The organism is Ramlibacter tataouinensis, from assembly GCF_001580455.1.
GTDB lineage: Bacteria > Pseudomonadota > Gammaproteobacteria > Burkholderiales > Burkholderiaceae_C > Ramlibacter > Ramlibacter tataouinensis_B.
Genome location: NZ_CP010951.1, coordinates 636,838 through 661,430, shown reverse-complemented (window position 1 = coordinate 661,430; position 24,593 = coordinate 636,838). Strand labels below are relative to the sequence as shown.

Annotated in this window: 24 protein-coding genes; 13 read left to right on the top strand and 11 right to left on the bottom strand. The window is 67.5% G+C overall.

Features of this window, described 5'->3' with window-relative positions; all coding sequences use genetic code 11:
* Window positions 1-8: 8 nt before the first annotated feature.
* Genes UC35_RS03215 through sdhC form a run of 6 tightly spaced genes read right to left on the bottom strand, consistent with a single transcriptional unit; the run spans window position 9 to window position 5,032 of the window.
* Window positions 9-1,319, bottom strand: a complete 1,311-nt coding sequence (locus tag UC35_RS03215; protein ID WP_061496119.1) for a citrate synthase — start codon at window positions 1,317-1,319, stop codon at window positions 9-11.
* Window positions 1,320-1,329: 10 nt separating this feature from the next.
* Window positions 1,330-1,629, bottom strand: coding sequence for a succinate dehydrogenase assembly factor 2 (locus UC35_RS03210; protein ID WP_061496117.1), 300 nt, complete (start codon window positions 1,627-1,629; stop codon window positions 1,330-1,332).
* 16 nt (window positions 1,630-1,645) lie between these two features.
* Window positions 1,646-2,350, bottom strand: a complete 705-nt coding sequence (locus tag UC35_RS03205; RefSeq protein WP_061496115.1) for a succinate dehydrogenase iron-sulfur subunit — start codon at window positions 2,348-2,350, stop codon at window positions 1,646-1,648.
* 50 nt (window positions 2,351-2,400) lie between these two features.
* Window positions 2,401-4,209, bottom strand: a complete 1,809-nt coding sequence (gene sdhA / locus UC35_RS03200) for a succinate dehydrogenase flavoprotein subunit (RefSeq protein WP_061496113.1) — start codon at window positions 4,207-4,209, stop codon at window positions 2,401-2,403.
* Window positions 4,210-4,212: 3 nt separating this feature from the next.
* Entirely contained in the window at window positions 4,213-4,578 is a 366-nt protein-coding gene (gene sdhD, locus UC35_RS03195; RefSeq protein ID WP_061496111.1) for a succinate dehydrogenase, hydrophobic membrane anchor protein, read from the bottom strand.
* 19 nt (window positions 4,579-4,597) lie between these two features.
* Window positions 4,598-5,032 carry a succinate dehydrogenase, cytochrome b556 subunit gene (gene sdhC / locus UC35_RS03190; protein WP_061496110.1) on the bottom strand — a complete coding sequence of 145 codons (435 nt, stop codon included), beginning with the start codon at window positions 5,030-5,032 and terminating at the stop codon, window positions 4,598-4,600.
* 185 nt (window positions 5,033-5,217) lie between these two features.
* Between sdhC and UC35_RS03185 the strand changes: the two genes are divergently transcribed.
* The 3 genes from UC35_RS03185 to UC35_RS03175 are packed head-to-tail and all read left to right on the top strand — an operon-like array spanning window position 5,218 to window position 7,465.
* Window positions 5,218-6,150, top strand: coding sequence for a hypothetical protein (locus UC35_RS03185; RefSeq protein WP_061496109.1), 933 nt, complete (start codon window positions 5,218-5,220; stop codon window positions 6,148-6,150).
* A gap of 38 nt (window positions 6,151-6,188) precedes the next feature.
* On the top strand, window positions 6,189-6,521 hold the full coding sequence (locus UC35_RS24150; protein ID WP_061496108.1) for a hypothetical protein: 333 nt from the start codon (window positions 6,189-6,191) through the stop codon (window positions 6,519-6,521).
* A 14-nt stretch (window positions 6,522-6,535) separates the two neighbouring features.
* Complete coding sequence (locus UC35_RS03175) at window positions 6,536-7,465, top strand: J domain-containing protein (RefSeq protein ID WP_061496107.1); 930 nt, start codon at window positions 6,536-6,538, stop codon at window positions 7,463-7,465.
* Between the two features lie 6 nt (window positions 7,466-7,471).
* Here the strand turns inward: UC35_RS03175 and UC35_RS03170 are convergent, their stop codons facing one another.
* Window positions 7,472-8,245: a GntR family transcriptional regulator gene (locus UC35_RS03170; protein WP_061496106.1), complete on the bottom strand. Its 774-nt coding sequence runs from the start codon at window positions 8,243-8,245 to the stop codon at window positions 7,472-7,474.
* Window positions 8,246-8,420: 175 nt separating this feature from the next.
* Between UC35_RS03170 and UC35_RS03165 the strand changes: the two genes are divergently transcribed.
* The 5 genes from UC35_RS03165 to UC35_RS03145 all read left to right on the top strand — a co-directional run bounded on the left by UC35_RS03165 (window position 8,421) and on the right by UC35_RS03145 (window position 14,716).
* A complete protein-coding gene (locus tag UC35_RS03165; protein ID WP_061496105.1) occupies window positions 8,421-9,407 on the top strand; it encodes a malate dehydrogenase in 987 nt (328 codons plus the stop codon).
* Entirely contained in the window at window positions 9,407-10,405 is a 999-nt protein-coding gene (locus UC35_RS03160; RefSeq protein ID WP_061496104.1) for an HpcH/HpaI aldolase/citrate lyase family protein, read from the top strand. Before UC35_RS03165 ends, UC35_RS03160 begins: the two co-directional genes overlap by 1 nt.
* Window positions 10,406-10,422: 17 nt before the next feature.
* A complete protein-coding gene (locus UC35_RS03155; protein ID WP_061496102.1) occupies window positions 10,423-10,965 on the top strand; it encodes a hypothetical protein in 543 nt (180 codons plus the stop codon).
* Between the two features lie 40 nt (window positions 10,966-11,005).
* Complete coding sequence (acnB, locus tag UC35_RS03150; RefSeq protein WP_061496100.1) at window positions 11,006-13,597, top strand: bifunctional aconitate hydratase 2/2-methylisocitrate dehydratase; 2,592 nt, start codon at window positions 11,006-11,008, stop codon at window positions 13,595-13,597.
* 159 nt (window positions 13,598-13,756) lie between these two features.
* Window positions 13,757-14,716 carry a glutathione S-transferase family protein gene (locus UC35_RS03145; protein WP_061496098.1) on the top strand — a complete coding sequence of 320 codons (960 nt, stop codon included), beginning with the start codon at window positions 13,757-13,759 and terminating at the stop codon, window positions 14,714-14,716.
* Here UC35_RS03145 and UC35_RS03140 read toward each other — a convergent pair.
* From UC35_RS03140 to UC35_RS03130, 3 genes are all read right to left on the bottom strand, one after another.
* A complete protein-coding gene (locus UC35_RS03140; RefSeq protein WP_061496096.1) occupies window positions 14,676-15,098 on the bottom strand; it encodes an OsmC family protein in 423 nt (140 codons plus the stop codon). The genes UC35_RS03145 and UC35_RS03140 overlap by 41 nt on opposite strands.
* Window positions 15,099-15,159: 61 nt before the next feature.
* Complete coding sequence (locus tag UC35_RS03135; protein ID WP_082792588.1) at window positions 15,160-15,660, bottom strand: pyridoxamine 5'-phosphate oxidase family protein; 501 nt, start codon at window positions 15,658-15,660, stop codon at window positions 15,160-15,162.
* 106 nt (window positions 15,661-15,766) lie between these two features.
* Complete coding sequence (locus UC35_RS03130) at window positions 15,767-16,588, bottom strand: helix-turn-helix domain-containing protein (RefSeq protein WP_061496093.1); 822 nt, start codon at window positions 16,586-16,588, stop codon at window positions 15,767-15,769.
* A gap of 109 nt (window positions 16,589-16,697) precedes the next feature.
* Here UC35_RS03130 and UC35_RS03125 point away from each other — a divergent pair, with 109 nt between their 5' ends.
* The 5 genes from UC35_RS03125 (at window position 16,698) to UC35_RS03105 (ending at window position 23,632) form a co-directional block, all read left to right on the top strand.
* A complete protein-coding gene (locus UC35_RS03125) occupies window positions 16,698-17,102 on the top strand; it encodes a hypothetical protein (protein ID WP_061496091.1) in 405 nt (134 codons plus the stop codon).
* Between the two features lie 103 nt (window positions 17,103-17,205).
* Complete coding sequence (gene serC, locus UC35_RS03120) at window positions 17,206-18,288, top strand: 3-phosphoserine/phosphohydroxythreonine transaminase (protein ID WP_061496088.1); 1,083 nt, start codon at window positions 17,206-17,208, stop codon at window positions 18,286-18,288.
* A complete protein-coding gene (locus tag UC35_RS03115) occupies window positions 18,281-19,465 on the top strand; it encodes a phosphoglycerate dehydrogenase (protein WP_061496086.1) in 1,185 nt (394 codons plus the stop codon). The genes serC and UC35_RS03115 overlap by 8 nt, the downstream gene beginning before the upstream one ends.
* An 87-nt stretch (window positions 19,466-19,552) precedes the next feature.
* A complete protein-coding gene (locus UC35_RS03110) occupies window positions 19,553-22,423 on the top strand; it encodes an aconitate hydratase (protein ID WP_061496084.1) in 2,871 nt (956 codons plus the stop codon).
* A 36-nt stretch (window positions 22,424-22,459) separates the two neighbouring features.
* On the top strand, window positions 22,460-23,632 hold the full coding sequence (locus tag UC35_RS03105) for an FAD-dependent monooxygenase (protein ID WP_061496082.1): 1,173 nt from the start codon (window positions 22,460-22,462) through the stop codon (window positions 23,630-23,632).
* A 112-nt stretch (window positions 23,633-23,744) separates the two neighbouring features.
* Here the strand turns inward: UC35_RS03105 and kynA are convergent, their stop codons facing one another.
* Window positions 23,745-24,593, bottom strand: coding sequence for a tryptophan 2,3-dioxygenase (gene kynA / locus UC35_RS03100; RefSeq protein WP_061496080.1), 849 nt, complete (start codon window positions 24,591-24,593; stop codon window positions 23,745-23,747).

The following is a 24,593-nucleotide window of genomic DNA, read 5'->3' as shown; positions in this document are numbered from 1 at the left end:
TTCGCGGATCAGCGCTGCGCGATCGGCTTGACGTCGCGATTGGCCGAGCCGTTGAACAGCTGGCGCGGGCGGCCGATCTTGTACTCGGGGTCGCCGATCATCTCGTTCAGCTGCGCGATCCAGCCCACGGTGCGGGCCAGCGCGAAGATGGCCGTGAACAGCGACACCGGGATGCCGATGGCGCGCTGCACGATGCCGGAGTAGAAGTCCACGTTCGGATAGAGCTTGCGCGAGACGAAGTACTCGTCCTCCAGCGCCACCTTCTCCAGCGCCATGGCCAGCTTGAACAGCGGGTCGTTTTCCAGCCCCAGCTCGGCCAGCACCTCGTGGCAGGTCTCGCGCATCAGCTTGGCGCGCGGGTCGTAGTTCTTGTACACGCGGTGGCCGAAGCCCATCAGCTTGATGCCGGAGTTCTTGTCCTTGACCTTGGTGACGAACTCGCCGATCTTGGCCACGCCGCCCATCTTCTGGATGTCTTCCAGCATGTTCAGCGCCGCTTCGTTGGCGCCCCCGTGCGCCGGGCCCCACAGGCAGGCCACGCCGGCCGCGATGGCCGCGAACGGATTGGTGCCCGACGAGCCGCACAGGCGAACCGTGGAGGTCGAGGCGTTCTGCTCGTGGTCGGCGTGCAGGATGAAGATGCGGTCCATGGCGCGCACCAGCACGTCATTGGGCTCGTACTCCTCGCAGGGCGTGGCGAACATCATCCGCATGAAGTTCGACGTGTACGACAGCGAGTTCTTCGGGTACATGTAGGGCTGGCCCATGGAGTACTTGTAAGCCATGGCCACCAGCGTCGGCATCTTGGCGATCAGGCGGATCGCCGCGATCTCGCGGTGCTGCGGGTTGTTGATGTCGGTGCTGTCGTGATAGAAGGCCGACAGCGCGCCAACCAGGCCGGTCATCACGGCCATCGGATGCGCGTCACGACGGAAGCCGCGCAGGAAGAACTGCATCTGCTCGTTGACCATGGTGTGGTTGGTCACGCGCGAGACGAAATCCTTCTTCTGATCCACGTTCGGCAGCTCGCCGTACAGCAGCAGGTAGCAGGTTTCGAGGAAGTCGCACTGCGTCGCCAGCTGCTCGATCGGGTAGCCGCGATAGAGCAGCTCGCCTTTGTCGCCGTCGATGTAGGTGATCGCGGACTGGCACGAGGCCGTGGACAGGAAGCCCGGGTCGTAGGTGAACATGCCGGTCTGCGCGTACAGCTTGCGGATGTCGATGACCTCGGGGCCGATGCTGCCGCGGTAGACAGGCAGCTCGACGTTGGGGCTGCCGTTGGAAAACGACAGAGTGGCTTTGATGTCGGCGAGTTTCATATGAGTTTTCCTACGGTTTTGTCCCAACTTCCGGCGACGCGCCCTCGCGGTTTCGCAGCATCGCCAGCACTACTTTGATGTCGCTTCTGTCCAGCTCACCTTGCGGTTGCGTGCGTCCAAGCAGCAGGTCCAGCAGATCGTTGTCCGCCAGGTTCATCAATTCGGAGAGCGCATCGGCCTGCCTTTGCGTGAGTCGGGCCGCATGACGCTCGAAGAACCGTTCGATGAACAGGTCATTTTCCAGCAATCCCCGGCGGCAACGCCACCTGAGCTTTGACAGGGCCCGTTCATCGACCAGCGCTTCAGTCATGTTCGATTCGGTGCGCCTAGACGGCGCGCCGCACCATCAGTTCCTTGATCTTGCCGATTGCCATCGTGGGGTTCAGCCCCTTGGGGCACACATCCACGCAGTTCATGATGGTGTGGCAGCGGAACAGGCGGTACGGATCCTCCAGGTTGTCAAGCCGCTCGCCGGTGGCCTGGTCGCGGCTGTCGGCGATGAAGCGGTAAGCCTGCAGCAGTCCGGCCGGGCCGACGAACTTGTCGGGGTTCCACCAGAAGCTGGGGCAGCTGGTGGAGCAGCTGGCGCACAGGATGCACTCGTACAGGCCGTTGAGCTCCTCGCGCTCCTCGGGCGACTGCAGGCGCTCCTTCTCCGGCGGAATCTCGTCGTTGATCAGGTACGGCTTGATCGAGTGGTACTGCTTGAAGAACTGCGTCATGTCCACGATCAGGTCGCGGATGACCGGCAGGCCGGGCAGCGGCTTCAGCACGATCGGGTCCTTCAGCGTGAGCATGTTGGTCAGGCACGCAAGGCCGTTCTTGCCGTTGATGTTCATGGCGTCCGAGCCGCACACGCCTTCGCGGCAGGAGCGGCGGAACGACAGGGTGGGATCTTTCGCCTTGAGCTTCATCAGGGCGTCCAGCAGCATGCGCTCGTTGCCTTCGAGCTCGATCTCGACGGTCTGCATGTACGGCCGGGCGTCCTTTTCCGGGTCGTAACGGTAGATCTGGAAGGTGCGTTTTTGCATGGTCTTGTGCTTTGAATCTAGGCGCTATCGCGGCAATGCGGAAGTACGTACTAGAACGTACGGACCTTGGGCGGCACGGACTCCACGGACAGCGGCTTGAGCTGCACCGGTTTGTACGACAGGCGGTTGCCCTCGCTGTACCAGAGCGTGTGTTTCATCCAATTGGCGTCGTCGCGGCCGAGCGGTGCCACCGGATCGTCCGCCGGCCGCTCGTAGTCGCTCACGGTGTGCGCGCCACGGCACTCCTTGCGGGCCGCTGCCGAGGTCATGGTCGCCTGCGCGCATTCGATCAGGTTCTCGACCTCGAGCGCCTCGATGCGGGCGGTGTTGAACACGCGGGACTTGTCCTGCAGCGCAATGCTACCGACGCGCTCGCGGATCGCATTGATCTTGGTCACACCTTCGTTCATGCTGGCCTGCGTGCGGAACACGCCGGCGTGCTTCTGCATGCTGGCGCGGATGTCGTTGGCCACGTCCTGCGCGTATTCGCCGCTGCCGGCGTTCTCCAGGCGGTTGAGGCGCGCGAGCGTGCGCTCGGCCGCGTCGGCCGGCACCGGCTTGTGCGACTTGGTCCTGCTCGCGAATTCGACGATGTGATTGCCCGCGGCGCGGCCGAACACCAGCAGGTCCAGCAGCGAGTTGGTGCCCAGGCGGTTGGCGCCGTGCACACTGACGCAAGAGCATTCGCCGACGGCGTACAGGCCGTTGACGACCTGGTTGTGCACGTTGCCGTTCTGGATCACGACCTGGCCGTTGATGTTGGTCGGCACGCCGCCCATCTGGTAGTGGATGGTGGGCACCACCGGGATCGGTTCCTTGGTGATGTCCACGTTGGCGAAGTTCACGCCGATCTCGTACACCGAGGGCAAGCGCTTGTGGATGGTGTCGGCGCCCAGGTGGTCGAGCTTGAGCAGCACGTAGTCCTTGTTGGGACCGCAGCCACGGCCTTCCTTGATCTCCTGGTCCATGGAGCGCGAGACGAAGTCGCGCGGCGCCAGGTCCTTCAGCGTGGGCGCATAGCGCTCCATGAAGCGCTCGCCGTTGCTATTGAGCAGGATCGCGCCTTCGCCGCGGCAGCCTTCGGTCAGCAGCACGCCCGCGCCGGCCACGCCGGTGGGGTGGAACTGCCAGAACTCCATGTCTTCCAGCGGGATGCCCGCGCGCGCCGCCATGCCCAGGCCGTCGCCGGTGTTGATGAAGGCATTGGTCGAGGCCGCGAAGATGCGGCCGGCGCCGCCGGTGGCCAGCAGCACGGTCTTGGCTTCCAGGATGTACAGGTCGCCGGTTTCCATCTCCAGCGCGGTGACGCCGACCACGTCGCCCTCGGCGTCGCGGATCAGGTCCAGCGCCATCCACTCGACGAAGAAGCTGGTCTTGGCCCGGACGTTCTGCTGGTACAGCGTATGCAGCATGGCGTGGCCGGTGCGGTCGGCCGCCGCGCAGGCGCGCTGCACCGGCTTCTCGCCGTAGTTGGCGGTGTGGCCGCCGAAGGGGCGCTGGTAGATCGTGCCGTCGGGGTTGCGGTCGAACGGCATCCCCATGTGCTCCAGGTCGTACACGACCCTGGGCGCTTCGCGGCACATGAACTCGATCGCGTCCTGGTCGCCGAGCCAGTCGGAGCCCTTGACCGTGTCGTAGAAGTGGTAGTGCCAGTTGTCCTCGGACATGTTGCCCAGCGAGGCGCCGATGCCGCCCTGGGCCGCCACGGTGTGCGAACGGGTGGGAAAGACCTTGGAGAGCACCGCCACGTTCAGCCCCGCGCGGGCCAGTTGCAGCGAAGCGCGCATGCCGGAGCCGCCGGCGCCCACGATGACGACGTCGAACTTGCGACGGGTGATGTTGCTATTCGTGTAAGACATTCTTTAGACCCTCCACAGCACTTGCACCGCCCAACCGGCGCAGCCCAGGAGGTAGATGATGGTCACGATCTGGAGGACGAGGCGCACGCCGACGGGCTTGACGTAGTCCATCCAGACGTCGCGCATGCCAACCCACACGTGATAGAGCAGGCCCACGATGGTGGCGAAAGTGAGCATCTTCATGCCCTGGCCGGCGAACAGGCCGGCCCACTTGTCGTAGCCGATGGGGCCGCTGGTGAGCAGCAGCCGCGCCAGCACGACCAGGGTGAAGATCGCCATCAAGGCGGCGGTCACGCGCTGCGCGAGCCAGTCGCGCACACCGTAGTGGGCGCCGACGACGGTGCGCCGGGAGCCGTAGGTCACTGCCATGTTTTTTCTCCGGTTCTTGTCAGTACAGGCCGAACAGCTTGGCGCCGAGCAGCACGGTGAGCAGCAGGCTGGCTGCGAGGGTGATGGTGGCGGACTTGGTGCCGAAGCCCTTGCTCACGGCGCGGTGGCTCACGTCCATCCACAGGTGGCGCAGGCCGGCGATGAAGTGGTGCAGGTAGGCCCAGATCAGCGCGAGCGCGACCAGTTTGACCAGCACGCCCGGCACGAACCACAACCCGGTGTTGAAAGCGGCTTTGAACTTCGCGAAGGAAATCTCGGAAGAGACCGAGGTATCGAACAACCAGATGATGAAGGGCAGCAGCAGGAACATCAGCACGCCGCTGACGCGGTGCAGGATCGACACCCAGCCCGCCGCCGGCAGGCGATAGCTGGGGAGATCACTGAAGGCATTGATGTTCCGGAATTCAGGCCGCGGCTTGGCGAGCTCGGTCATGGCGTCGTTTCTTTCGTGGGGAAGCTTTGGATGGTCTTTGCGGACAACCCAAAATTCTATTGCAACGCAACAAGCTGACACGGGGGTTTCAGTTTTGGTCGAGCCCCCCGCGACGAGGGGGCCGCCCGGATCGCGGCGTGGGGTTTGATACAGTAATCGAAAGAGTACGAGGCAGGAGCCGGGGCATGGGTGGAAGACGGACGCTTTACGAACTGCTGGGTGTTGCGCAGACCGCGAGCGTGGCCGAACTGCAATCGGCCTACCGCCAGCGGGTGGCCGAATTGGAAGCGGCCTGCGCGGGCATGAATCTCCAGGACTACAAGGACCAGGCCCAGCTGCTCAGGGTGGCGCTGAGCACGCTGTCCGATCCCGTCACCCGGGTCGGCTATGACGCCAAGCTGACCGCCTCGTCGGCAGCCCCGGCTGCTGCCGCGGGATTGACGCTGGCGCCGCTGGAACCGAAGCCCGACGCCGCCGGCAGTGCCGGGGTCCGCGCCGATGCGCTGTCGATGCGGGCCGACGCCCTGGCCCTGCGCGCCGACGCCATGCTGGTGCGCGCCGGCCTCGACCTGCCGGCCGGGCGCTCCGGCGGCATGGCCGCCCCGATCGCGTCGGGTGCGGTCAAGATGCTGCGCCGGCTTGCCAGCGCCCTCGGACTGCTGGTGTTGGTCGGGATGGGCGCGTTCATGCTCACCCGCTGCACCGTGGGCGATCCGGCAGCGCGCCGCGTGGCCCAGGAAAGCCAGGCGGCCGAGAAAGCCGCGCTCCAGGAGTACTACCAGACGCACGGCGTGCGTCCGGCCAACATGGCGGAGCTTGAATTGCTGGAGGCGGAGCGCCGCCGGCGCAGCAACCAGGAACGGCAGCAGGATCTCAACCAGGACAAGCAGGAGCGGCAGGAGCGGCAGTTCGAGCAGGATGCCCGCCGCCGTGCCGACGAGGTTTCACGCCAGCTGAGACACGACGAGGAGAGAGCCCGCTACGAGGCACAGCGCGAAGCTCAGCGCGAGCGGAACGAAAAGATGGCGAAGGAAGAACGGGAGCGGATGCAGCAGGAGGCCGAGCTGTTGCGGGCCGAACGCGAGCGGGAACGCTGGCGCCAGGAGCTGCGCCAGTGAGGCCCGAGGCAGCCCGGCGCCCGTTACCGTCGGCGATCGTGGCCCTCGCTGCCGCGGCCCTTGTCGCGCTGGCGACCGGCTGTTCCGGTTCGGAGCCGCGCGCCGAGCAGTTCGTCGGCAAGTGGAAGAGTTCGCGCCTGGCCACCGCGCCCCTGCACATGCACGGGAACGGCGAATGGGAGATCCGCAGCGCCGACAGCCAGGTCATGCAGTACGGCCTCTGGCAGCTCGAGGGCCAGCGCATGGTCTGGAACATCAAGATCGACGGCCGCCTCGAGCGCGATGTGAACGCCATCGTCTCGGCAGGCAAGAATCGCTTCGAATTGCGCGAGCGGGACGGTTCAGTCACCCGTTTCGAGCGGCTGGAATAGGGCGGCGATCCGCAGTGAACCACTACGACCTGCTTGAAGTCAGCCACGGGGCCAGCCCCGAAGTCATACGAGCGGCCTACCGCAGTCTGATGCAGCGCTTCCACCCGGACAAGAATCCGGGTGACGCGGCCACCGGCGCCCGCGCCGCCGCCATCGCCGCGGCCTACGATGTCCTGTCCGATGCCGGCAGGCGCGCCGAGTACGACCGGCAACTGCAGACGGCGCAGGCCGAGCCGTTCCCGGCGCGGGCCGCGCCCGTTGCCATCCGGCGGGCGGCCGCGGCCCGCGCCGCCCCCGGGGGCAGATCCGGCATGGGCCTGTGGTGGTGGCTGCTGCCGGTCATCGCCGCGGCGGCCATCGGCGTGTTCGCCTCGCTCAAGCCGAAGAAGGCCGATCCGCGCGCCGAGCTTGCCGCGGTCCGGCAATCGTTTACCGCGAAGGCGGGCACCGAAGCGCAGCGCCGCGAGCTGCATGCGCGCAAGACCGCGCTGCTGGAGCAAAACCCTGAACTGTTCCGGTCGGCTTCCTCGGAGCGCTCCGAGGACATGGCGGCGCGCACCTTCGTCCTGCTCGATGGCCCGCAGACCATCAGGGTGGGGCAGGGCCATGGCGGTGCCGTCCAGCCCGCTGAGCTGAGCCTGGGCGGCGTCAGCCTGCTGGTCGGCAGCTTCGATGCGGCCGAGATGCTGGCACACATGGGCCGGCACAAGGAGCGCCTGGTCCAGGACCTGGTGGCGCGGCTGGCGAAGGAGAACCCCTCCCGCTTCACCGGGCCGGACGGGGAAGCGCAGCTCCGGCGCGTGGTGCGGGACGTGGTGGCCGGCACCCTGCGCACCGACCCGGCCCAGGAATATCCGTCCACCTGGTTCGAATCGCCGGGGCGTTACGGCGTCGTGGACGTGCTGCTGCCCGAGCGTTTCAGGCTCGGCCCCGTCCAGCCCTGAGGCAGCCTAGCTCAGCTCGTTGCGGTAGTGGTGCGTGTCGGTGCGGTACAGGCCCCGGCGCAGTTCCATCGGTGTGTCGTTGTACGTGTAGGCCACGCGCTCCACGCTCAGCAAGGGCGTGCCCGGCGCGACCTTCAGCAGTTGCGCCTGCTGCGCGTCGGCTGCCACGGCCCGGATCTTTTCCTGGGCGCGCACCATCCGGATGCCGAACTCGAGTTCGAACATGGCGTAGGTCGGCCCCTGGAAGTCAGCCATCTGTTCGGCCGACAGGCCCTTGAAGGCGTTGCCCGGCAGCCAGAGGTCTTCCACGATGGTGGGCACGCCGCCGAAAGCGAGCACGCGGCGCGCCTGCACCACCGCGTCACCGGTGCGCAGCGCCAGCGCCCGCGCGACTTCGGCCGGCGCGCGCACCCGCCTGCATTCGAGCACCGTGCGCTGCGCCGGCCCCTCGCTGTCGAGGTCGCCGGCGTCGGGCACGAGCTTGAGGAAGCGGTACTGCACATGCTGCTCGGCATGCGTCGCGACGAAGGTGCCCTTGCCCTGCCGGCGCATCACCAGGTTCTCGGCGGCGAGTTCGTCGATCGCCTTGCGCACGGTGCCCTGGCTCACGCGAAAGCGCGCGGCCAGGTCCATCTCGCTCGGAATGGCTTCGCCCGGCTTCCATTCGCCCGACTGCAGGCTCTGCAGGATCAGGCCCTTGATCTGCTGGTACAAGGGGCTGAACGCAGGCGTGGCCTGCATCTCGGGCGCGGCGTCGGCGGCGGAAGGATTCGGGGGCATGGGAGATCGCGTAACCTCGTCAATCATATCTTATATAAGACATAAGACAAATTGACTGCCTAGGGTTTTCGCGGGTACACTTCCGCGCTGTCCGGCACCGCATGGGCAGCGCATGGCGCCCGGCGCGCGCGTCGCCCAGCCGAACCTTTCGCCAACTTCCTTTCGGAGATTCCCCATGAGCAAGAAGCCCGTCCGCGTTGCTGTTACTGGCGCCGCGGGTCAAATCGGTTACGCCCTCCTGTTCCGCATTGCGTCGGGCGAGATGCTGGGCAAGGACCAGCCGGTGATCCTGCAGCTGCTGGAAATTCCCGATGAGAAAGCCCAGAAGGCGCTCAAGGGCGTGATGATGGAGCTGGAAGACTGCGCCTTCCCGCTGCTGGTCGGCATGGAAGCGCACGGTGACCCGAACACCGGCTTCAAGGACACCGACTACGCGCTGCTGGTGGGTGCCCGCCCGCGCGGCCCCGGCATGGAGCGTGCCGACCTGCTGGCCGCCAACGCCCAGATCTTCACCGCCCAGGGCAAGGCCCTGGACAAGGCGGCCTCGCGCAACGTCAAGGTGCTGGTGGTCGGCAATCCCGCCAACACCAACGCCTACATCGCGATGAAGAGCGCGCCCAGCCTGCCGCGCGAGAACTTCACCGCCATGCTGCGCCTGGACCACAACCGCGCGCTGTCGCAGGTCGCGGCCAAGACCGGCACCCGGGTCGGCGACATCGAGAAGATGGTGGTGTGGGGCAACCACTCGCCCACCATGTACGCCGACTACCGTTTCGCCACCGTGGGCGGCAAGGCGGTCAAGGACCTGATCAACGACCAGGTCTGGAACGCCGACGTGTTCCTGCCCACCGTGGGCAAGCGCGGCGCCGCCATCATCGACGCGCGCGGCCTGTCCTCGGCCGCGTCGGCCGCCAACGCCGCGATCGACCACATGCGCGACTGGGCGCTGGGCACCAACGGCAAGTGGGTGACCATGGGCGTGCCGTCCAACGGCGACTACGGCATCCCGAAGGACGTGATGTTCGGCTTCCCCGTCACCACCGCCAACGGCAAGTACGAGATCATCAAGGGCCTGCCGATCGACGAGTTCAGCCAGGAACGCATCAACAAGACCCTGAAGGAACTGACGGACGAACAAGCGGGCGTCGCCCACCTGCTTTGATGGCGGCTGCGCCCCATCCCCGCGACATCCTGATGGGCGCACAGGGCGGCGCGATCGCGCTGCCCGTGTGCGACCACTACAGCGGCGTCGAGGCCCGGATGCGCAAGAGCCTGCAGTTGCAGGCCGAGATGATCGAGGAGTTCGGCGCCTGCGTCTTCGACGTGACGCTGGATTGCGAGGACGGCGCGCCGGTGGGCGGCGAAGCCGAGCACGCGGCGCTGGTGGTGGCGCTGGCCTCGCTGGCCAGCGACAAGCAGCGCGTGGCCGTGCGCGTGCATCCGGTGGACCACGCCACCTTCGAGCAGGACATCGCCATCATCGCCGGCAAGGCGGGCCACAAGCTGTGCCACGTGATGCTGCCCAAGGTGGAGTCGGTGCAGGACATCGAGCGTGCCTGCGCGGCGCTGGACGCGGTGGACGCGCACCACCTGCCGGTGCAAGCCCTGATCGAATCGCCGGGCGCGGTGCATCGCGCCTTCGACATCGCGGCCCACCCACGCGTGCAGTCGCTCAGCTTCGGGCTGATGGATTTCGTGTCCGCGCACGGCGGGGCCATTCCCTCCGAGGGCATGGGCATCGACGGCCAGTTCACGCACCCGCTGGTGGTGCGCGCCAAGCTGGAGATCGCGTCGGCCTGCCATGCCAGCGGCAAGGTGCCCTCGCACGGGGTGGTGACCGAGTTCAGGAACCGCGAGGCCTTCGCCGGCGCGGCCCGCCGCGCCTCGCGCGAGCTGGGGTACACCCGGATGTGGAGCATCCACCCGGACCAGATCCGCACCATCGTCGAGGTCTTCGCACCGGGCGAAGGCGAGATTGAAACCGCGACAAAAATCCTCGTCGCCGCGGCGGCCGCCCAGTGGGCGCCGATCAGCTTCGAGGGAAAACTGGAGGACAGGGCGAGCTACCGCTACTACTGGCAGGTGCTGGAGAGGGCGCACCGGACCGGGAGGAAGCTGCCCCAGGAAGTGCAGGCCTGGTTCCAGGCCCTGCGCCCATAAGAACCCACGGAGACTACATGTCGAAGAAACTCGTTGCCGCGTTGCTGCTTGCAGGTCCTGCCCTCGTGCTGGCACAAACCAGCGCGCCGGCCAAGCCGGCCTCGCAAGCGGCCACCATCAAGAAGCGCGGCGGCCAGCAGGTGCCCAAGACGGCGGAAGAAGCCACTCCCGTCGACGATGACCCGTCGATCAAGCTCACGCCCGAGAACCTCGAGACCGCCAAGCAGGTCCACACCGGCGAGATGCGCTGCGAGCTCGGCGCCACGGTGCACGTCACGCCGCACAAGCGCGAAGGCTTCTTCATCGTCCGCACCGGCGCGCATCGCTTCCGCATGCATCCGGTGGACAGCCGCACCGGCGCGGTGCGACTGGAAGACCCGGTCGCCGGCGCGATGTGGCTGCAGCTGGCCAACAAGTCCATGCTGATGAGCCAGAAGGTGGGCCGGCGCCTGGCCGACGAATGCCAGAGCCCGGGCCAGATGGCCGTCGCCGAAGCGCTGAAGAAGAACCCGGCCCCCAGCATCCTCGACCCGCTGCCCGCCGCTGCCACGCAGAAGTAGGCGCGTTTCCAAACCATCCGAAGAATCGTTGGAGAAAACCATGCTGCAAACCTACCTTGACCACGTTGCCGAGCGCGCTGCCCTGGGCATTCCGCCGTTGCCGCTGTCGGCCAAGCAGACCGCGGAACTGATCGAGCTGCTGAAGAACCCCGGCGCCGCCAAGGGCGAGATGCTGGTTGACCTGATCACGCACCGCGTACCGGCCGGTGTGGACGATGCCGCCAAGGTCAAGGCCAGCTACCTGGCCGCGGTGGCGCACGGCACCGAGAAGTGCGCGCTGATCAGCCGCGCGAAGGCGACCGAGCTGCTGGGCACCATGCTGGGCGGCTACAACATCAGCCCGCTGATCGACCTGCTGGACGACGCCGAGGTGGGCCAGGTCGCGGCCGACGGCCTGAAGAAGACGCTGCTGATGTTCGATCAGTTCCACGACGTCAAGGACAAGGCCGACAAGGGCAACGCCAACGCTCAGGCCGTGCTCAAGAGCTGGGCCGAGGCCGAGTGGTTCACCAGCCGTCCCGAAGTGCCGCAAAGCCTGAAGGTGACGGTGTTCAAGGTCCCGGGCGAAACCAACACGGACGACCTGTCGCCGGCGCCCGACGCCTGGAGCCGCCCCGACATCCCGCTGCACGCGCTCGCCATGCTGAAGAACAAGCGCGAGGGCGCGTCCTTCCAGCCCGAAGAGGACGGCAAGCGCGGCCCGGTCAAGTTCCTCGACGAGCTCACGGCCAAGGGCAACCCGGTGGCCTACGTCGGCGACGTCGTGGGCACCGGCTCTTCGCGCAAGTCGGCCACCAACAGCGTGCTGTGGTGGACCGGCGAGGACATCCCCTTCGTGCCGAACAAGCGCTTCGGCGGCGTCTGCCTGGGCAGCAAGATCGCGCCGATCTTCTACAACACCATGGAAGACGCGGGCGCGCTGCCCATCGAGCTCGACGTGGGCAAGATGGAAATGGGCGACGTCATCGAGCTGCGTCCCTACGAAGGCAAGGCGCTCAAGAACGGCGAAGTCATCTCCACCTTCCAGGTCAAGAGCGACGTGCTGTTCGATGAGGTGCGCGCCGGCGGCCGCATTCCGTTGATCGTCGGGCGCGGCCTGACGGGCAAGGCGCGCGAGGCGCTGGGCCTGCCGCCTTCCACCCTGTTCCGCCTGCCGCAGGCGCCCAAGGACTCGGGCAAGGGCTTCACGCTGGCGCAGAAGATGGTCGGCCGCGCCTGCGGCCTGCCCGAAGGCCAGGGCATCCGTCCCGGCACCTACTGCGAGCCGAAGATGACCTCGGTGGGTTCTCAGGACACCACCGGCCCGATGACCCGCGACGAGCTGAAAGACCTGGCCTGCCTGGGCTTCTCGGCCGACCTGGTGATGCAGTCCTTCTGCCACACCGCGGCGTATCCGAAGCCGGTGGACGTGAAGATGCACCACGAGCTGCCGGATTTCATCTCGCACCGCGGCGGCATCGCGCTGCGCCCGGGCGACGGCGTGATCCACTCATGGCTCAACCGCTTCCTGCTGCCCGACACCGTCGGCACGGGCGGCGATTCGCACACGCGCTTCCCGATCGGCATTTCCTTCCCGGCCGGCTCCGGCCTGGTGGCCTTCGCCGCCGCCACTGGCGTGATGCCGCTGGACATGCCCGAATCGGTGCTGGTGCGCTTCAAGGGCAAGATGCAGCCGGGCGTCACACTGCGTGACCTGGTCAACGCCATCCCCCTGTACGCGATCAAGCAGGGCCTGCTGACGGTGGAGAAGAAGGGCAAGAAGAACATCTTCTCCGGCCGCGTCCTCGAGATCGAGGGCCTGCCCGACCTCAAGGTGGAACAGGCCTTCGAGCTGTCCGACGCCTCGGCCGAGCGCTCGGCCGCCGGCTGCACGGTGCACCTGAACAAGGAACCGATCATCGAGTACATCAACAGCAACATCACGCTGATGAAGTGGATGATCGCCAACGGCTACGCCGACGCGCGCACGCTGGCGCGCCGCATCGCCGCGCAGGAAGCCTGGCTGAAGAACCCGCAGCTGCTGAAGGGCGACGCCGACGCTGAATACGCCGCCGTGATCGAGATCGACCTGGCGCAGATCCACGAGCCCATCGTGGCCTGCCCGAACGACCCGGACGACGTGAAGACCCTGTCCGACGTGGCCGGCGCCAAGATCGACGAGGTGTTCATCGGCTCGTGCATGACCAACATCGGCCACTTCCGCGCCGCGTCCAAGCTGCTGGAAGGCAAGCGCGACATCCCGGTCAAGCTGTGGGTGGCGCCGCCGACCAAGATGGACCAGCGCCAGCTGACCGAGGAAGGCCACTACGGCGTGCTCGGCAGCGCCGGTGCGCGCATGGAAATGCCCGGCTGCTCGCTGTGCATGGGCAACCAGGCGCAGGTGAAGGAGGGCGCGACCGTGTTCTCCACGTCCACCCGCAACTTCCCGAACCGCCTGGGCAAGAACAGCAACGTCTACCTCGGCTCCGCCGAGCTCGCTTCGATCTGCTCCAAGCTCGGCAAGATCCCGACGAAGGCCGAGTACATGGCCGACATCGGCGTCATCAACGCCAACGGCGACAAAATCTACCAGTACATGAACTTCGACCAGATCGAGGACTTCAAGAGCGTGGCAGATGCGGTGACGGCGTAATAGCCAGGGCCGCTCCCCCCCAGCCTCCTCCGGGGAGGACGGGCGTGGGAGCGCATCAGCCAAGCCCCCTGAGCCAATCGGCTCGGGGGGCCTTTTCTTTTTCTCGCCCGGCCTGATGGGCAACGCGGGTCGATACCATGGCCCTGGTTGGAGGCTGTCATGAGCGGTTATCTCGACAAGGGCCAGTGGCGCGAGGGCTGGTACGACACGCACAAGACGCGCGGCGAGTTCGTGCGGACCGCTTCGGCATTCCGCCACTGGATCACCGCCGACGGCTCCAGCGGCTACCCCGCGCAGGCCGGGCGCTACCACCTGTACGTGTCGCTCGCCTGTCCGTGGGCGCATCGCACGCTGATCGCGCGCGTGCTGAAGGGGCTGGAGGACCTCGTTTCGGTCTCGGTGGTGGAACCCGTCATGACGCAGGGCTGGCACTTCAGCGAGGCGTTGCCGGATCACCTGCATGGCTTCCAGTACCTGCACCAGCTCTATGCGCATGCCGATCCGGCCTACAGCGGCCGGGTGACCGTGCCGGTGCTCTGGGACAGGCAGACCCACACCATCGTCAACAACGAATCCAGCGAGATCCTGCGCATGTTCAACGAGGCCTTCGCGGCGCTCGCCCGGACCGGCGTGGACCTCTATCCCGCCGGCCGGCGGCCACGGATCGACGAGGTCAATGCCTTCGTCTACGACAACATCAACAACGGGGTGTACCGCTGCGGGTTCGCCACCGAGCAGGGTGCGTACGAGCGCGCCTACGAGCGCCTGTTCTCGGCGCTGGACCGGGTCGAATCCGACCTTGGCCAGCAGGGCTGGCTGACCGGCGATTCATGGACCGAGGCCGACTGGCGGCTGTTCACCACGCTGGTGCGCTTCGATGCCGTGTACTTCGGCCACTTCAAGTGCAACCGCAATCGCATCGAGGACTTCCCGCAGCTCTCGCGCCTGCTGCGCACGCTCTACCAGGTCCCGGGCGTCGCGGCCACGGTCGACATGGACCATATCAAGCGGCACTACTACATGAGCCACACGCAGATCAACCCGACCCGGATCGTGCCGTCTGGGCCGCAGCTGAAGTTCATGGAGCTGGAGTTGGCTCCATCGGCGCCAGCTCTGTGACGATCTCGGTCTTGACCTGCGTCATCAGCTTGTGGACCGGGCAGCGCTCGGCGACGGAGAGCAGCTCGCGCCGCTGCGCGTCGCTCAAGGGGCCGGTGAATTCCAGCGTCACGCGCAGGCGGTAGGTTCCCTGGCGCTCCTGGCTGTCGTCGCGCTCGACGGCCACGCGGATGTCCTCCAGTGGGATCTGCTTGCGGTTGGCATACCACAGCACCGTCATGGCCTTGCAGGTGCCCAGCGCGCTGTCGTAGGCCTCGTGGGCGTTGATGCCCAGGTCTTCCCCGCCGTTCGCGACAGGTTCATCGACCGCGAACGAATGCTGGCGCACGTGCACGACATGCTTCATCCGGTGCGACCGGTCGCGGATCACGGAAATGGTCATCTTGAGTCCCCCAGAATCCGTGGCATTTGGCCACATCTTGCGGGACGGGGCGGCGGGGCCCTCAATGCGCCTGCAACTGCCGGTGCTCGCCCAGCTGCGGCGGGTGCCCGGTGACCGCGGCCGTGGCCAGCTTGAACAGCTGCGTGGTCTTGCTTTCCGTGATGTCCCAGTACTCGGCGTAGGCGATCTTGACCTGCACCAGCTCCAGGTCGGGGTCGCCGGCCCCGCCCGGGAACCAGGCCCGGGACAGCGCGTTGAACAGATGCTCCTTGAGGCGCTGGTCCTCGCTGATGCTGGCCTGGCCCGACACCGAGACGTAGGTGTCCTTCCGCGGGTCGGCATAGGCGACGTTGACGTTGCCATCGGCGCGCAGGCGCTTGCCCAGCTCGGTCTTCTTCGAGACGAAGAAGTACAGCGCCATGTCCGGCTCCAGCGACTTGTTCTGTGTCGTCAGCGGGTGGGCGTGCAGCAGGCCGCCGGGATGGCTGTGCGTCAACATGCCGAAGCGCATGTGCTTGATCAGGTCCCAGAGCTTCTTGTGCGGATCGGGCGATGTGGTCACGGCATGCTCCCTGAAGCCACGCACATGCTCGGGCCCGAGCGCCGGCCGGGCCGTCGTCCGGGGGCCGGGATGCTTGTGCGACGGCGCCGACAGCCGCGCCGATGGGTCAGGCGGCCGCCAGCTGGCGCAAAGCCTCGGCGGTCTTGTCGTCGGCGGGAAAGAAGGTTTCCAGGGCCAGTTCCTGCAGGGTCACGTCAATCGGGGTGCCGAAGATGGTCGTGGTGCTGATGAAGCTCAGCACCCCCAAGCTCGAGCGGAACTGGAATGGCATGGCGACGCCGAGGTGCTCGCCTTCCAGGCGCACGTCCTGCGTGCCTTCGGGCAGGGGCAGGGCTCGCAGTTCATCCAGCAGTTCCGCAAGCCGGGCGTCGCCAGTGGCGCCGACCTGCTGCCGCAGCCGCTCGAACAGGTGGGCGCGCCACTGCACCAGGTTGACGATCTTCGGCGCCAGGCCCAGCGGGTGCAGCGACAGCCGCAGCACGTTGACCGGCGGCTTGAGCAGCGACGCATCCGCGCCGGTGAGCAGGTGCGGCAGCATGCGATTGGCCGCCACCAGGTTCCAGTGGCGGTCGACCGCCAGCGCCAGGCACGGCTCGTGGCTTTTCAGGATCAATTCCACCGCGCGCCGCGCGGGCGCGAGCGCCGGGTCGTCCAGCGGCCGCTCGCGGTACATGGGCGCGTAGCCTGCGGCGACCAGCAGGGCATTGCGTTCGCGCAGCGGCACCTCCAGGCGCTCGGCCAGGCGCAGCACCATTTCGCGCGAGGGCACGGAGCGGCCGGTCTCGACGAAGCTCAGGTGCCGCGTGGAGATGTCGGCCTGCTGCGCGAGATCGAGCTGGGAAAGGCGGCGGTGCTGCCGCCAGTGCCGCAAGTGATCGCCGAAGCCGGGCGGGATGGCGTGGCGAGAGGTGGGCGTCGCGGTGTCCATGGCGTGATGGTAGAGCCGCGACCGGCGTCCGGCCATTACCTGCCAGGTCATCGACATGGTGCCGGGGCCGCCGAATCATGGGGCCACTTCGCAACCCAAGGAGCCCACCATGTCGATCTTCTCCTCGCCCCGATTCCTGCGGAACGTGCTGCTGGCCGATGCCGCCTCCTGCCTGGCCACCGGCGCCGCCCAGACCTTGCTCGGCGAACCGCTGGCGGAACTGCTGCGCCTGCCGCCCGCGCTGCTCTCGGGTACTGGCCTGTTCCTGCTCGCCTACGCGCTGGTGGTCGGCCTGGTGGCGACCCGCGAACCGGTATCGCGCCCGATGGTGGGCCTGTTCATCGCGGGTAATTTCGCCTGGGGCGCCGCCTGCATTGCCTTGCTGGCGGGTTCCTGGGTCATGCCCGGCGCGCTGGGGCAGGCGTGGGTCGCCGCGCAGGCCGCCACGGTGCTGGTGCTGGGCGAGTTGCAGTGGCTGGGCCTCAGGCGCGCCACCCCGGCCGGCTGGGCCTGACCCCGCCCTTGGGGGCTTTTTCTTTCTTGTATGCTGTGCAGCATCAAAGCGCCAGCGCCACGCTGCTGCTTGAATCACCGCACCCAGAGAGAACAGAGCCCCCATGACACGCGTCTTCAATTTCAGCCCCGGACCCGCTACCCTGCCCGAAGCCGTGCTGCGCCAGGCCGCCGAGGAAATGCTCGACTGGCACGGCAGCGGCATGTCGGTGATGGAGATGAGCCATCGCGGCAAGGAATTCATCTCCATCCATGCCGAGGCCGAGGCGCTGGTGCGTGAACTGCTGGGCGTGCCCTCCAACTACAAGGTGCTGTTCATGCAGGGCGGCGCGATCGGCGAAAACGCCATCGTGCCCATGAACCTGATCGGCAAGACCGGCAAGGCCGACTATGTGGTGACCGGCGACTGGTCCAAGAAGTCGGCCAAGGAAGCCAAGAGCTATGGCAAGGTCAACGCCGCCGCCTCCGGCGAAGCCAGCCATTTCACCGCCATCCCGAAGCAGTCCGAGTGGAAGCTGGACCCGGAGGCTTCCTATGTGCACATCTGCTCGAACGAGACCATCGGCGGCGTGCAGTACCACTGGACGCCGGACACCGGGGCCGTGCCGCTGGTGGCCGACATGTCTTCCGACATCATGTCGCGCCCGATCGACGTGAGCCGCTACGGCCTCATCTACGCCGGGGCGCAGAAGAACATGGGGCCCTCGGGCCTGACGCTGGTGGTGGTGCGCGATGACCTGATCGGCCATGCGCTGCCCATCTGCCCCTCGGCCTTCAACTACCAGACACAGGCGGAAGCCGACTCCATGTACAACACCCCGCCCACCTATGCGATCTACATCGCGGGCCTGGTGTTCAAGTACATCAAGGCGCAGGGCGGCCTGAAGGCGATGGAGGCGCACAACCAGGCCAAGGCCGCGATCCTCTACGACTACCTCGACGAGAGCCGCTTCTACCGCAGCCCGGTGGCGCGCGAGGCCCGCTCGCTGATGAACGTGCCCTTCAAGCTCAAGGACGACGCGCTGGACGAGGCCTTCCTCAAGGGCGCGCAGGCCAAGGGCATGATCCAGCTCAAGGGCCACCGCTCGGTCGGCGGCATGCGCGCTTCCATCTACAACGCCATGCCGGTCGAAGGCGTCAAGGCGCTGGTGGCCTACATGAAAGAGTTCGAGGCCCAGCATGGATAACCAGCCCTTCCGGGTCCTGGTCCTCAACCAGATTTCCCAGAAGGGTCTGCAGCGCCTGCCGGCGGAGCGCTACGTGGCCGGCAAGGACGTCGCCGAGCCGGATGCGGTGCTGGTTCGTTCGGCCGACATGCACGGCATGGAGATTCCCGCCAGCGTCAAGGCCATCGGCCGCGCCGGCGCCGGCACCAACAACATCCCGGTCAAGGCCATGAGTGCGCGCGGCGTCCCCGTCTTCAACGCGCCCGGCGCCAACGCCAATGCGGTGAAGGAACTGGTGCTGGCCGGCATGCTGATCGCCGCGCGCAACCTGGCGCCGGCGCAGCGCTTCGTTGGGCAGCTCGACCCGGCCGCCCAGGACCTGGACACGCTGGTCGAGGATGGCAAGAAGAATTTCGCCGGCTCCGAGCTCGCCGGCCAGACGCTGGGCATCGTCGGCCTGGGCAAGATCGGCTGCCTGGTCGCGGATGCGGCGATCAAGCTGGGCATGAACGTGCTCGGCCACGACCCCGAGATCACGGTGGACGCCGCCTGGAGCCTGCCGGCGCAGGTGAAGAAGGCCGCCAGCGTGGCCGAGGTGCTCCGCAGCGCGAATTTCGTGACCCTGCACGTGCCACTGGTCGATGCCACGCGCGACCTGGTCAACCAGAAAAACATCGGGCTTTTGCGGAAAGGCGCGGTGCTGCTGAACTTTTCGCGCGAAGGCGTGGTGAACGACGCCGCCGTGCTGGCCGCGCTCGATGCCCAGCTCAGCTGGTACGTGTGCGATTTTCCGGGGCCGGCCATCCTGCGCCATCCGCGGGTGGTGGCGCTGCCTCACCTGGGCGCGTCCACGCGCGAGGCCGAGGAGAACTGCGCCGTGATGGTCGCGGACCAGCTGCGCGACTACCTCGAGCACGGCAATGTCGCCAACGCGGTGAACTTCCCCAATGTCGCGATGGAGCGCGAATCGCGCTTCCGGGTGGCGATCGCCAATGCCAACGTGCCCAACATGCTGGGCCAGATCTCCACGGCCATGGCCCAGGCGGGCCTGAACATCCACAACATGGTCAACAAGTCGCGCGGCGACATGGCCTACACGCTGGTGGACGTGGACAGCCCGGTGAGCGACCGCGTGATGGCCGCGCTCAAGGCCATCGAGGGCGTGCTCGCCGTTCGCTACCTGCCCCAAGCAGAGTAGGGCGGGGGCGTTTCCCGGGCCTCCCCAAGGGCGGGCGCCCGGCGGCACAATGACCGCCGGACCCATTCCACCCCTTTCGAGGTCGAGATGCCCCACGCCTTCGAGAACACCCTCAAGACATTCAAGGCCGGCGCCGGCAAGAGCGGCAGCTTCTTCTCGCTGCCTGAACTGGCGCGCAAGTACCCTCGGATCGAGCGCCTGCCCCTCTCGATGCGCATCGTGCTCGAGTCGGTGCTGCGCAATTGCGACGGCAAGAAGGTGACCGCCGAGCACGTGCGGCAGGTCGCGAACTGGTCGCCCCAGGCCGAGCGCACCGAAGAAATCCCCTTCGTGGTCGCCCGCGTGGTGCTGCAGGACTTCACCGGCGTGCCGCTGCTGGCGGACCTGGCCGCGATGCGAAGCGTCGCCGCCCGCCTGGGCAAGCCGCCGGGCGCGGTCGAGCCGCTGGTGCCGGTGGACCTGGTGGTGGACCACTCGATCATGGTCGACCACTACGGCAGCCACGAGTCGCTGGACCTGAACATGCGGCTGGAATTCCAGCGCAACCGCGAACGCTACGAATTCATGAAGTGGGGGATGCAGGCCTTCAAGACCTTCGGCGTGGTGCCGCCCGGGTTCGGCATCGTCCACCAGGTCAACCTGGAATACCTGGCGCGCGGGGTGCATGTCACGCCAGGCGGCGTGTTCTATCCGGATTCGCTGGTTGGCACCGACAGCCACACGACCATGATCAACGGTATCGGCGTGGTGGGCTGGGGCGTGGGCGGCATCGAGGCCGAAGCCGCCATGCTGGGCCAGCCGGTGTATTTCCTGACACCCGACGTGGTGGGCTTCGAGCTCACCGGACGGCTGCGCGAGGGCTGCACCGCCACCGACCTGGTGCTCACGGTGACGCAGATCCTGAGGCAGCACAAGGTGGTGGGCAAGTTCGTCGAGTTCTTCGGCGAAGGCACACGCACGCTGGCCGTGCCCGACCGCGCCACCATCGGCAACATGGCGCCGGAATACGGCGCGACGATGGGCTTCTTCCCGGTTGACGACAAGACCATGGACTACTACCGCGGTACCGGGCGCGACAAGCAGCAGATCGCCGCCATCGAGGCCTACTTCAAGGCGCAGGGCATGTTCGGGGTGCCGATGGCCGGCCAGATCGACTATTCGCAGGTGGTGCGCCTGGACCTGGGCCAGGTGACGCCCAGCCTGTCGGGCCCCAAGCGGCCGCAGGACCGCATCGAGCTGGGCGAGGTCGCCAGCACCTTCAAGGACCTGTTCAGCAAGCCGGCCACCGAAAACGGCTTCAACGAGCCGGCCGAAGTGCTGCTCACGCGGCACCAGGTTCATTTCGCCGGGCAGGAGCGTGACACCAAGGTGCCGGCCGCGCCGCCGACGCCGCCGGCCGCCGAGCGCTCCCTGATGGAGATGGAGGGGAACAAGCCGACCCGCGAGGCGGCGCTGGCCGAAGCTGCGCCGCCCGAGATCGAGGTGCTCCCCGTGAGCATCGGCCATGGCGACGTGCTGATCGCCGCCATCACCAGCTGCACCAACACCTCCAACCCCGGCGTGCTGCTGGCCGCGGGCCTGCTGGCCAAGAAGGCGGTGGAGGCGGGCCTGCGCGTGCAGCCGCACGTGAAGACCTCGCTGGGGCCCGGATCGCGCATCGTCACCGAGTACTACCAGCGCTCGGGCCTGCTGCCCTACCTGGAGCAACTCGGCTTCGCGGTGGTCGGCTACGGCTGCACCACCTGCATCGGCAATTCGGGCGACCTGGCGCCGGAGATCAACGAGGCGATCTCCAAGAGCGACCTGGTGTGCGCCGCCGTGCTGTCGGGCAACCGCAACTTCGAGGCGCGCATCCACCCGAACATCAAGGCCAACTTCCTGGCCAGCCCGCCGCTGGTGGTGGCCTACGCGATCGCCGGCACGGTTCTGCGCGACCTCATGACCGAACCGGTGGGCAAGGGGCGCGGCGGCAGGGACGTGTACCTCGGCGACATCTGGCCCACCAGCGACGAGATCCACAAGCTGATGAAGTACGCGCTGGATGGCGAGGCCTACCGGGAGAACTACGGCCGGGTCAAGAGCGACCCCGGCGCGCTGTGGCAAGGCATTCATGGCGTCAGCGGCGAGACCTACAACTGGCCCGCCAGCACCTACATCGCGCAGCCGCCGTTCTTCGAGGGTTTCGCGCTGGCCGCCGCCGATGCGGCGGGAAGCAAGAAGGTCGAAGTGCGCGGCGCGCGCGTCATGGCCCTGTTCGGCGACTCGATCACCACCGACCACATTTCCCCGGCGGGTTCCATCAAGGAGAGCTCGCCGGCCGGCAAGTGGCTGCTGGCGCACGGGGTGGCCAAGCCCGACTTCAACAGCTACGGTTCACGCCGCGGCAACCACGAAGTGATGATGCGCGGCACCTTCGCCAATGTGCGCATCAAGAACCTCATGATCCCGGCCAAGGCGGACGGCTCGCGCGAGGAGGGCGGCGTCACCATCTACCGCGACGCCAACGGCAACGCGGAGAAGATGTTCATCTACGACGCGGCCATGAAGTACATCGCCGAAGGCCGCCCGACCGTGATCTTCGCTGGCGAGGAATACGGCACCGGCTCCTCGCGCGACTGGGCGGCCAAGGGCACGCAGCTGCTGGGCATCCGCGCCGTGGTCGCGCGCAGCTTCGAGCGGATCCACCGCAGCAACCTGGTGGGCATGGGCGTGCTGCCGCTGCAGTTCCAGGGCAACGACAGCTGGCAGTCGCTGGGCCTGGACGGCAGCGAGCTGGTGGACGTGATCCCCGATCCGCAGCTGCGTCCGCAAAGCGAAGCCCGGCTGGTCATCACCCGCGCCGACGGCCGCGAGGAGCGCACGGTCACCCTGCGCATCGACACGCCGATCGAGGTGGACTACTACCGCCACGGCGGCATCCTGCCCTTTGTGCTGCGTCAGTTGCTTGCCGGGGCCTGATCTCGGGGAAGCGCGTCAGGGGCACAATCCGTGCCCATGGCAGCTGAGATCCTGATCGCGGGCGGCGGCATCGGCGGACTCGCCGCCGCCCTGGCCTGCGCTCGCGCCCAGTGCCGGGTGCGCGTGCTCGAGCAGGCTGCGGCCTTCAGCGAGGTGGGCGCGGGCATCCAGCTCGGTCCCAATGCCACGCGGCTGCTGTGGCGCTGGGGACTGGAGCGCGACACGCTGCGTGTCGCGGCCGCCCCCGCGCAGTTGCGCGTGCGCAGCGCCGCCAGCGGCGAGGAGGTGGCGAGCATGGCGCTCGGCGACGAGTTCCTGCGGCGCTACGGCTCGCCCTACCTCACGATCCATCGCGCCGACCTGCAGGACCTGCTGCTGCGCGCGGCGCAGCAGGCGGAGGTGGGCCTGGAGCTGAATGCGCGGGTGTCGCGCGCCGAAGACCGCGGCGAAAGCATCGCCGCGCTCGCGGGCGGGCGCGAGCTCAGTGCCGACGCCCTGGTCGCCGCCGACGGCGTGTGGAGCCGCCTGCGCGCGCAGGTGGCGGGCGATGCGGCGGCGCGCGCCACCGGCCACCTCGCGTATCGCGCGCTGGCGCCCCTGGCTTCACTGCCGCAGCAACTGCGCACGGCCGACGTGACCGTGTGGCTGGGACCGCGCATGCATGTCGTGTGCTATCCGGTGCGTGGCGGGGAGTTCCTGAACGTGGTGGCGATCGTCGAGTCCTCCCTTCGCGGCGCACTGCCGCAGGACTGGGACCAGCGCGGCACCGCGGCCGACCTGCGCCAGGCCATGGGCCCGGTGGACGCCGTACTGCAGGCCCTGATCGAAGCCTTGCCCGGATGGCGGCTGTGGGCCCTGCACGACCGCGACCCCGTCGCCTCCGCGCGCGAGATGGCGCGCGGCCGCATCGCGCTGCTGGGCGACGCCGCCCATCCGATGCTGCCCTACCTGGCCCAGGGCGCGGGCATGGCGATCGAGGATGCGGCGGAACTGGGCGGCCAGTTGCAAGGCGGCGATGCCCGCGCCATCCCCGCCGCCTTGCAGCGCTACGCCGACAGCCGCTGGAAGCGCTGTGCCCGCGTGCAGGCGCACGCCCGCCGCAACGCCTTCATCTTCCATGCCGGCGGCCTCGTGCAATGGGGCCGCGACCTGTCCCTTCGGCTGCTTGGCGAGCGCCTGCTCGACCAGCCGTGGCTGTACGGGCGGTAGCCTGTATTTCTCCTTCCCCTTCGGGGGAAGGCAGGGATGGGGGCGCTTGGCGGCAAGTAACGCCCCCACCCCAGCCCTCCCCCGGAGGGGGGCGGGGGCGGACGGTCGCTCGCTAGAGATCCGTCCGCAGTTTCCAGATTTCCGGAAACAACACCACATCCAGCATCTTGCGCAGATAGCTCACGCCACCCGTGCCGCCGGTGCCGCGCTTGAAGCCGATCACGCGCTCCACCGTGGTGACGTGCCGGAAGCGCCAGAGCCGGAAGGCGTCCTCCAGGTCGGTGAGTTCCTCGCCCAGCTGGTACAGGTCCCAGTGCTGCTGCGGGGCGCGGTAGACCGACAGCCAGACCTGCTCGACCTGCGCGTTCTCTTCGTAGGGCCGTGTCCAGTCGCGCTCGGTGTGCGAGGCCGGCACTGGAAAGCCGCGCGCCGCCAGCAGGCGCAGCGCTTCGTCGTACAGCGAGGGCGATTCGTAGGCCGACTGCACCTGCGCCAGCAGGTCGGGCCGGTGGGCATGCGGCTTGAGCATCTCGGGATTCTTGTTGCCCAGCGCGAACTCGATGCAGCGGTACTGCGCGCTCTGGAAGCCGCTGGAGGCGCCGAGGTAGGGGCGGATCGCGCTGTACTCGGGCGGCGTCATGGTGGCCAGCACGTCCCAGGCGTGCACCAGCTGCTCCATGATGCGCGACACCCGCGCCAGCATCTTGAAGGCGCTGCCCAGCTCGTCGCGCGCCACCGCGGAAATCGCCGCGCGCAGCTCGTGCAGCATCAGCTTCATCCACAGCTCGCTGGTCTGGTGCTGGATGATGAACAGCATCTCGTTGTGGTCGGGCGAGAGCGGCTGCTGCGCGTTCAGGATCTTGTCCAGCTGCAGGTAGTCGCCGTAGCTCATGGAGCGGCTGAAGTCCAGCTGCGCGCCCTCCCGGCGCACGATGTCTTCGGGACGCGAATTGGAAGTCAT

Bases quoted from the DNA above. Each gene is read 5' to 3' on its own strand.
- UC35_RS03160 (WP_061496104.1), top strand. From the start codon at position 9,407: ATGGCGGCTGCGCCCCATCCCCGCGACATCCTGATGGGCGCACAGGGC.
- sdhD (WP_061496111.1), bottom strand. From the start codon at position 4,578: ATGGCAGTGACCTACGGCTCCCGGCGCACCGTCGTCGGCGCCCACTAC.
- sdhC (WP_061496110.1), bottom strand. From the start codon at position 5,032: ATGACCGAGCTCGCCAAGCCGCGGCCTGAATTCCGGAACATCAATGCC.
- UC35_RS03145 (WP_061496098.1), top strand. From the start codon at position 13,757: ATGAGCGGTTATCTCGACAAGGGCCAGTGGCGCGAGGGCTGGTACGAC.
- UC35_RS03130 (WP_061496093.1), bottom strand. From the start codon at position 16,588: ATGGACACCGCGACGCCCACCTCTCGCCACGCCATCCCGCCCGGCTTC.
- serC (WP_061496088.1), top strand. From the start codon at position 17,206: ATGACACGCGTCTTCAATTTCAGCCCCGGACCCGCTACCCTGCCCGAA.
- UC35_RS03140 (WP_061496096.1), bottom strand. From the start codon at position 15,098: ATGACCATTTCCGTGATCCGCGACCGGTCGCACCGGATGAAGCATGTC.
- UC35_RS03210 (WP_061496117.1), bottom strand. From the start codon at position 1,629: ATGACTGAAGCGCTGGTCGATGAACGGGCCCTGTCAAAGCTCAGGTGG.
- UC35_RS03185 (WP_061496109.1), top strand. From the start codon at position 5,218: ATGGGTGGAAGACGGACGCTTTACGAACTGCTGGGTGTTGCGCAGACC.
- UC35_RS03125 (WP_061496091.1), top strand. From the start codon at position 16,698: ATGTCGATCTTCTCCTCGCCCCGATTCCTGCGGAACGTGCTGCTGGCC.
- UC35_RS03110 (WP_061496084.1), top strand. From the start codon at position 19,553: ATGCCCCACGCCTTCGAGAACACCCTCAAGACATTCAAGGCCGGCGCC.
- UC35_RS03105 (WP_061496082.1), top strand. From the start codon at position 22,460: ATGGCAGCTGAGATCCTGATCGCGGGCGGCGGCATCGGCGGACTCGCC.
- UC35_RS03215 (WP_061496119.1), bottom strand. From the start codon at position 1,319: ATGAAACTCGCCGACATCAAAGCCACTCTGTCGTTTTCCAACGGCAGC.
- UC35_RS03170 (WP_061496106.1), bottom strand. From the start codon at position 8,245: ATGCCCCCGAATCCTTCCGCCGCCGACGCCGCGCCCGAGATGCAGGCC.
- UC35_RS03165 (WP_061496105.1), top strand. From the start codon at position 8,421: ATGAGCAAGAAGCCCGTCCGCGTTGCTGTTACTGGCGCCGCGGGTCAA.
- kynA (WP_061496080.1), bottom strand. From the start codon at position 24,593: ATGACTTCCAATTCGCGTCCCGAAGACATCGTGCGCCGGGAGGGCGCG.
- UC35_RS03205 (WP_061496115.1), bottom strand. From the start codon at position 2,350: ATGCAAAAACGCACCTTCCAGATCTACCGTTACGACCCGGAAAAGGAC.
- acnB (WP_061496100.1), top strand. From the start codon at position 11,006: ATGCTGCAAACCTACCTTGACCACGTTGCCGAGCGCGCTGCCCTGGGC.
- sdhA (WP_061496113.1), bottom strand. From the start codon at position 4,209: ATGTCTTACACGAATAGCAACATCACCCGTCGCAAGTTCGACGTCGTC.
- UC35_RS03115 (WP_061496086.1), top strand. From the start codon at position 18,281: ATGGATAACCAGCCCTTCCGGGTCCTGGTCCTCAACCAGATTTCCCAG.
- UC35_RS03155 (WP_061496102.1), top strand. From the start codon at position 10,423: ATGTCGAAGAAACTCGTTGCCGCGTTGCTGCTTGCAGGTCCTGCCCTC.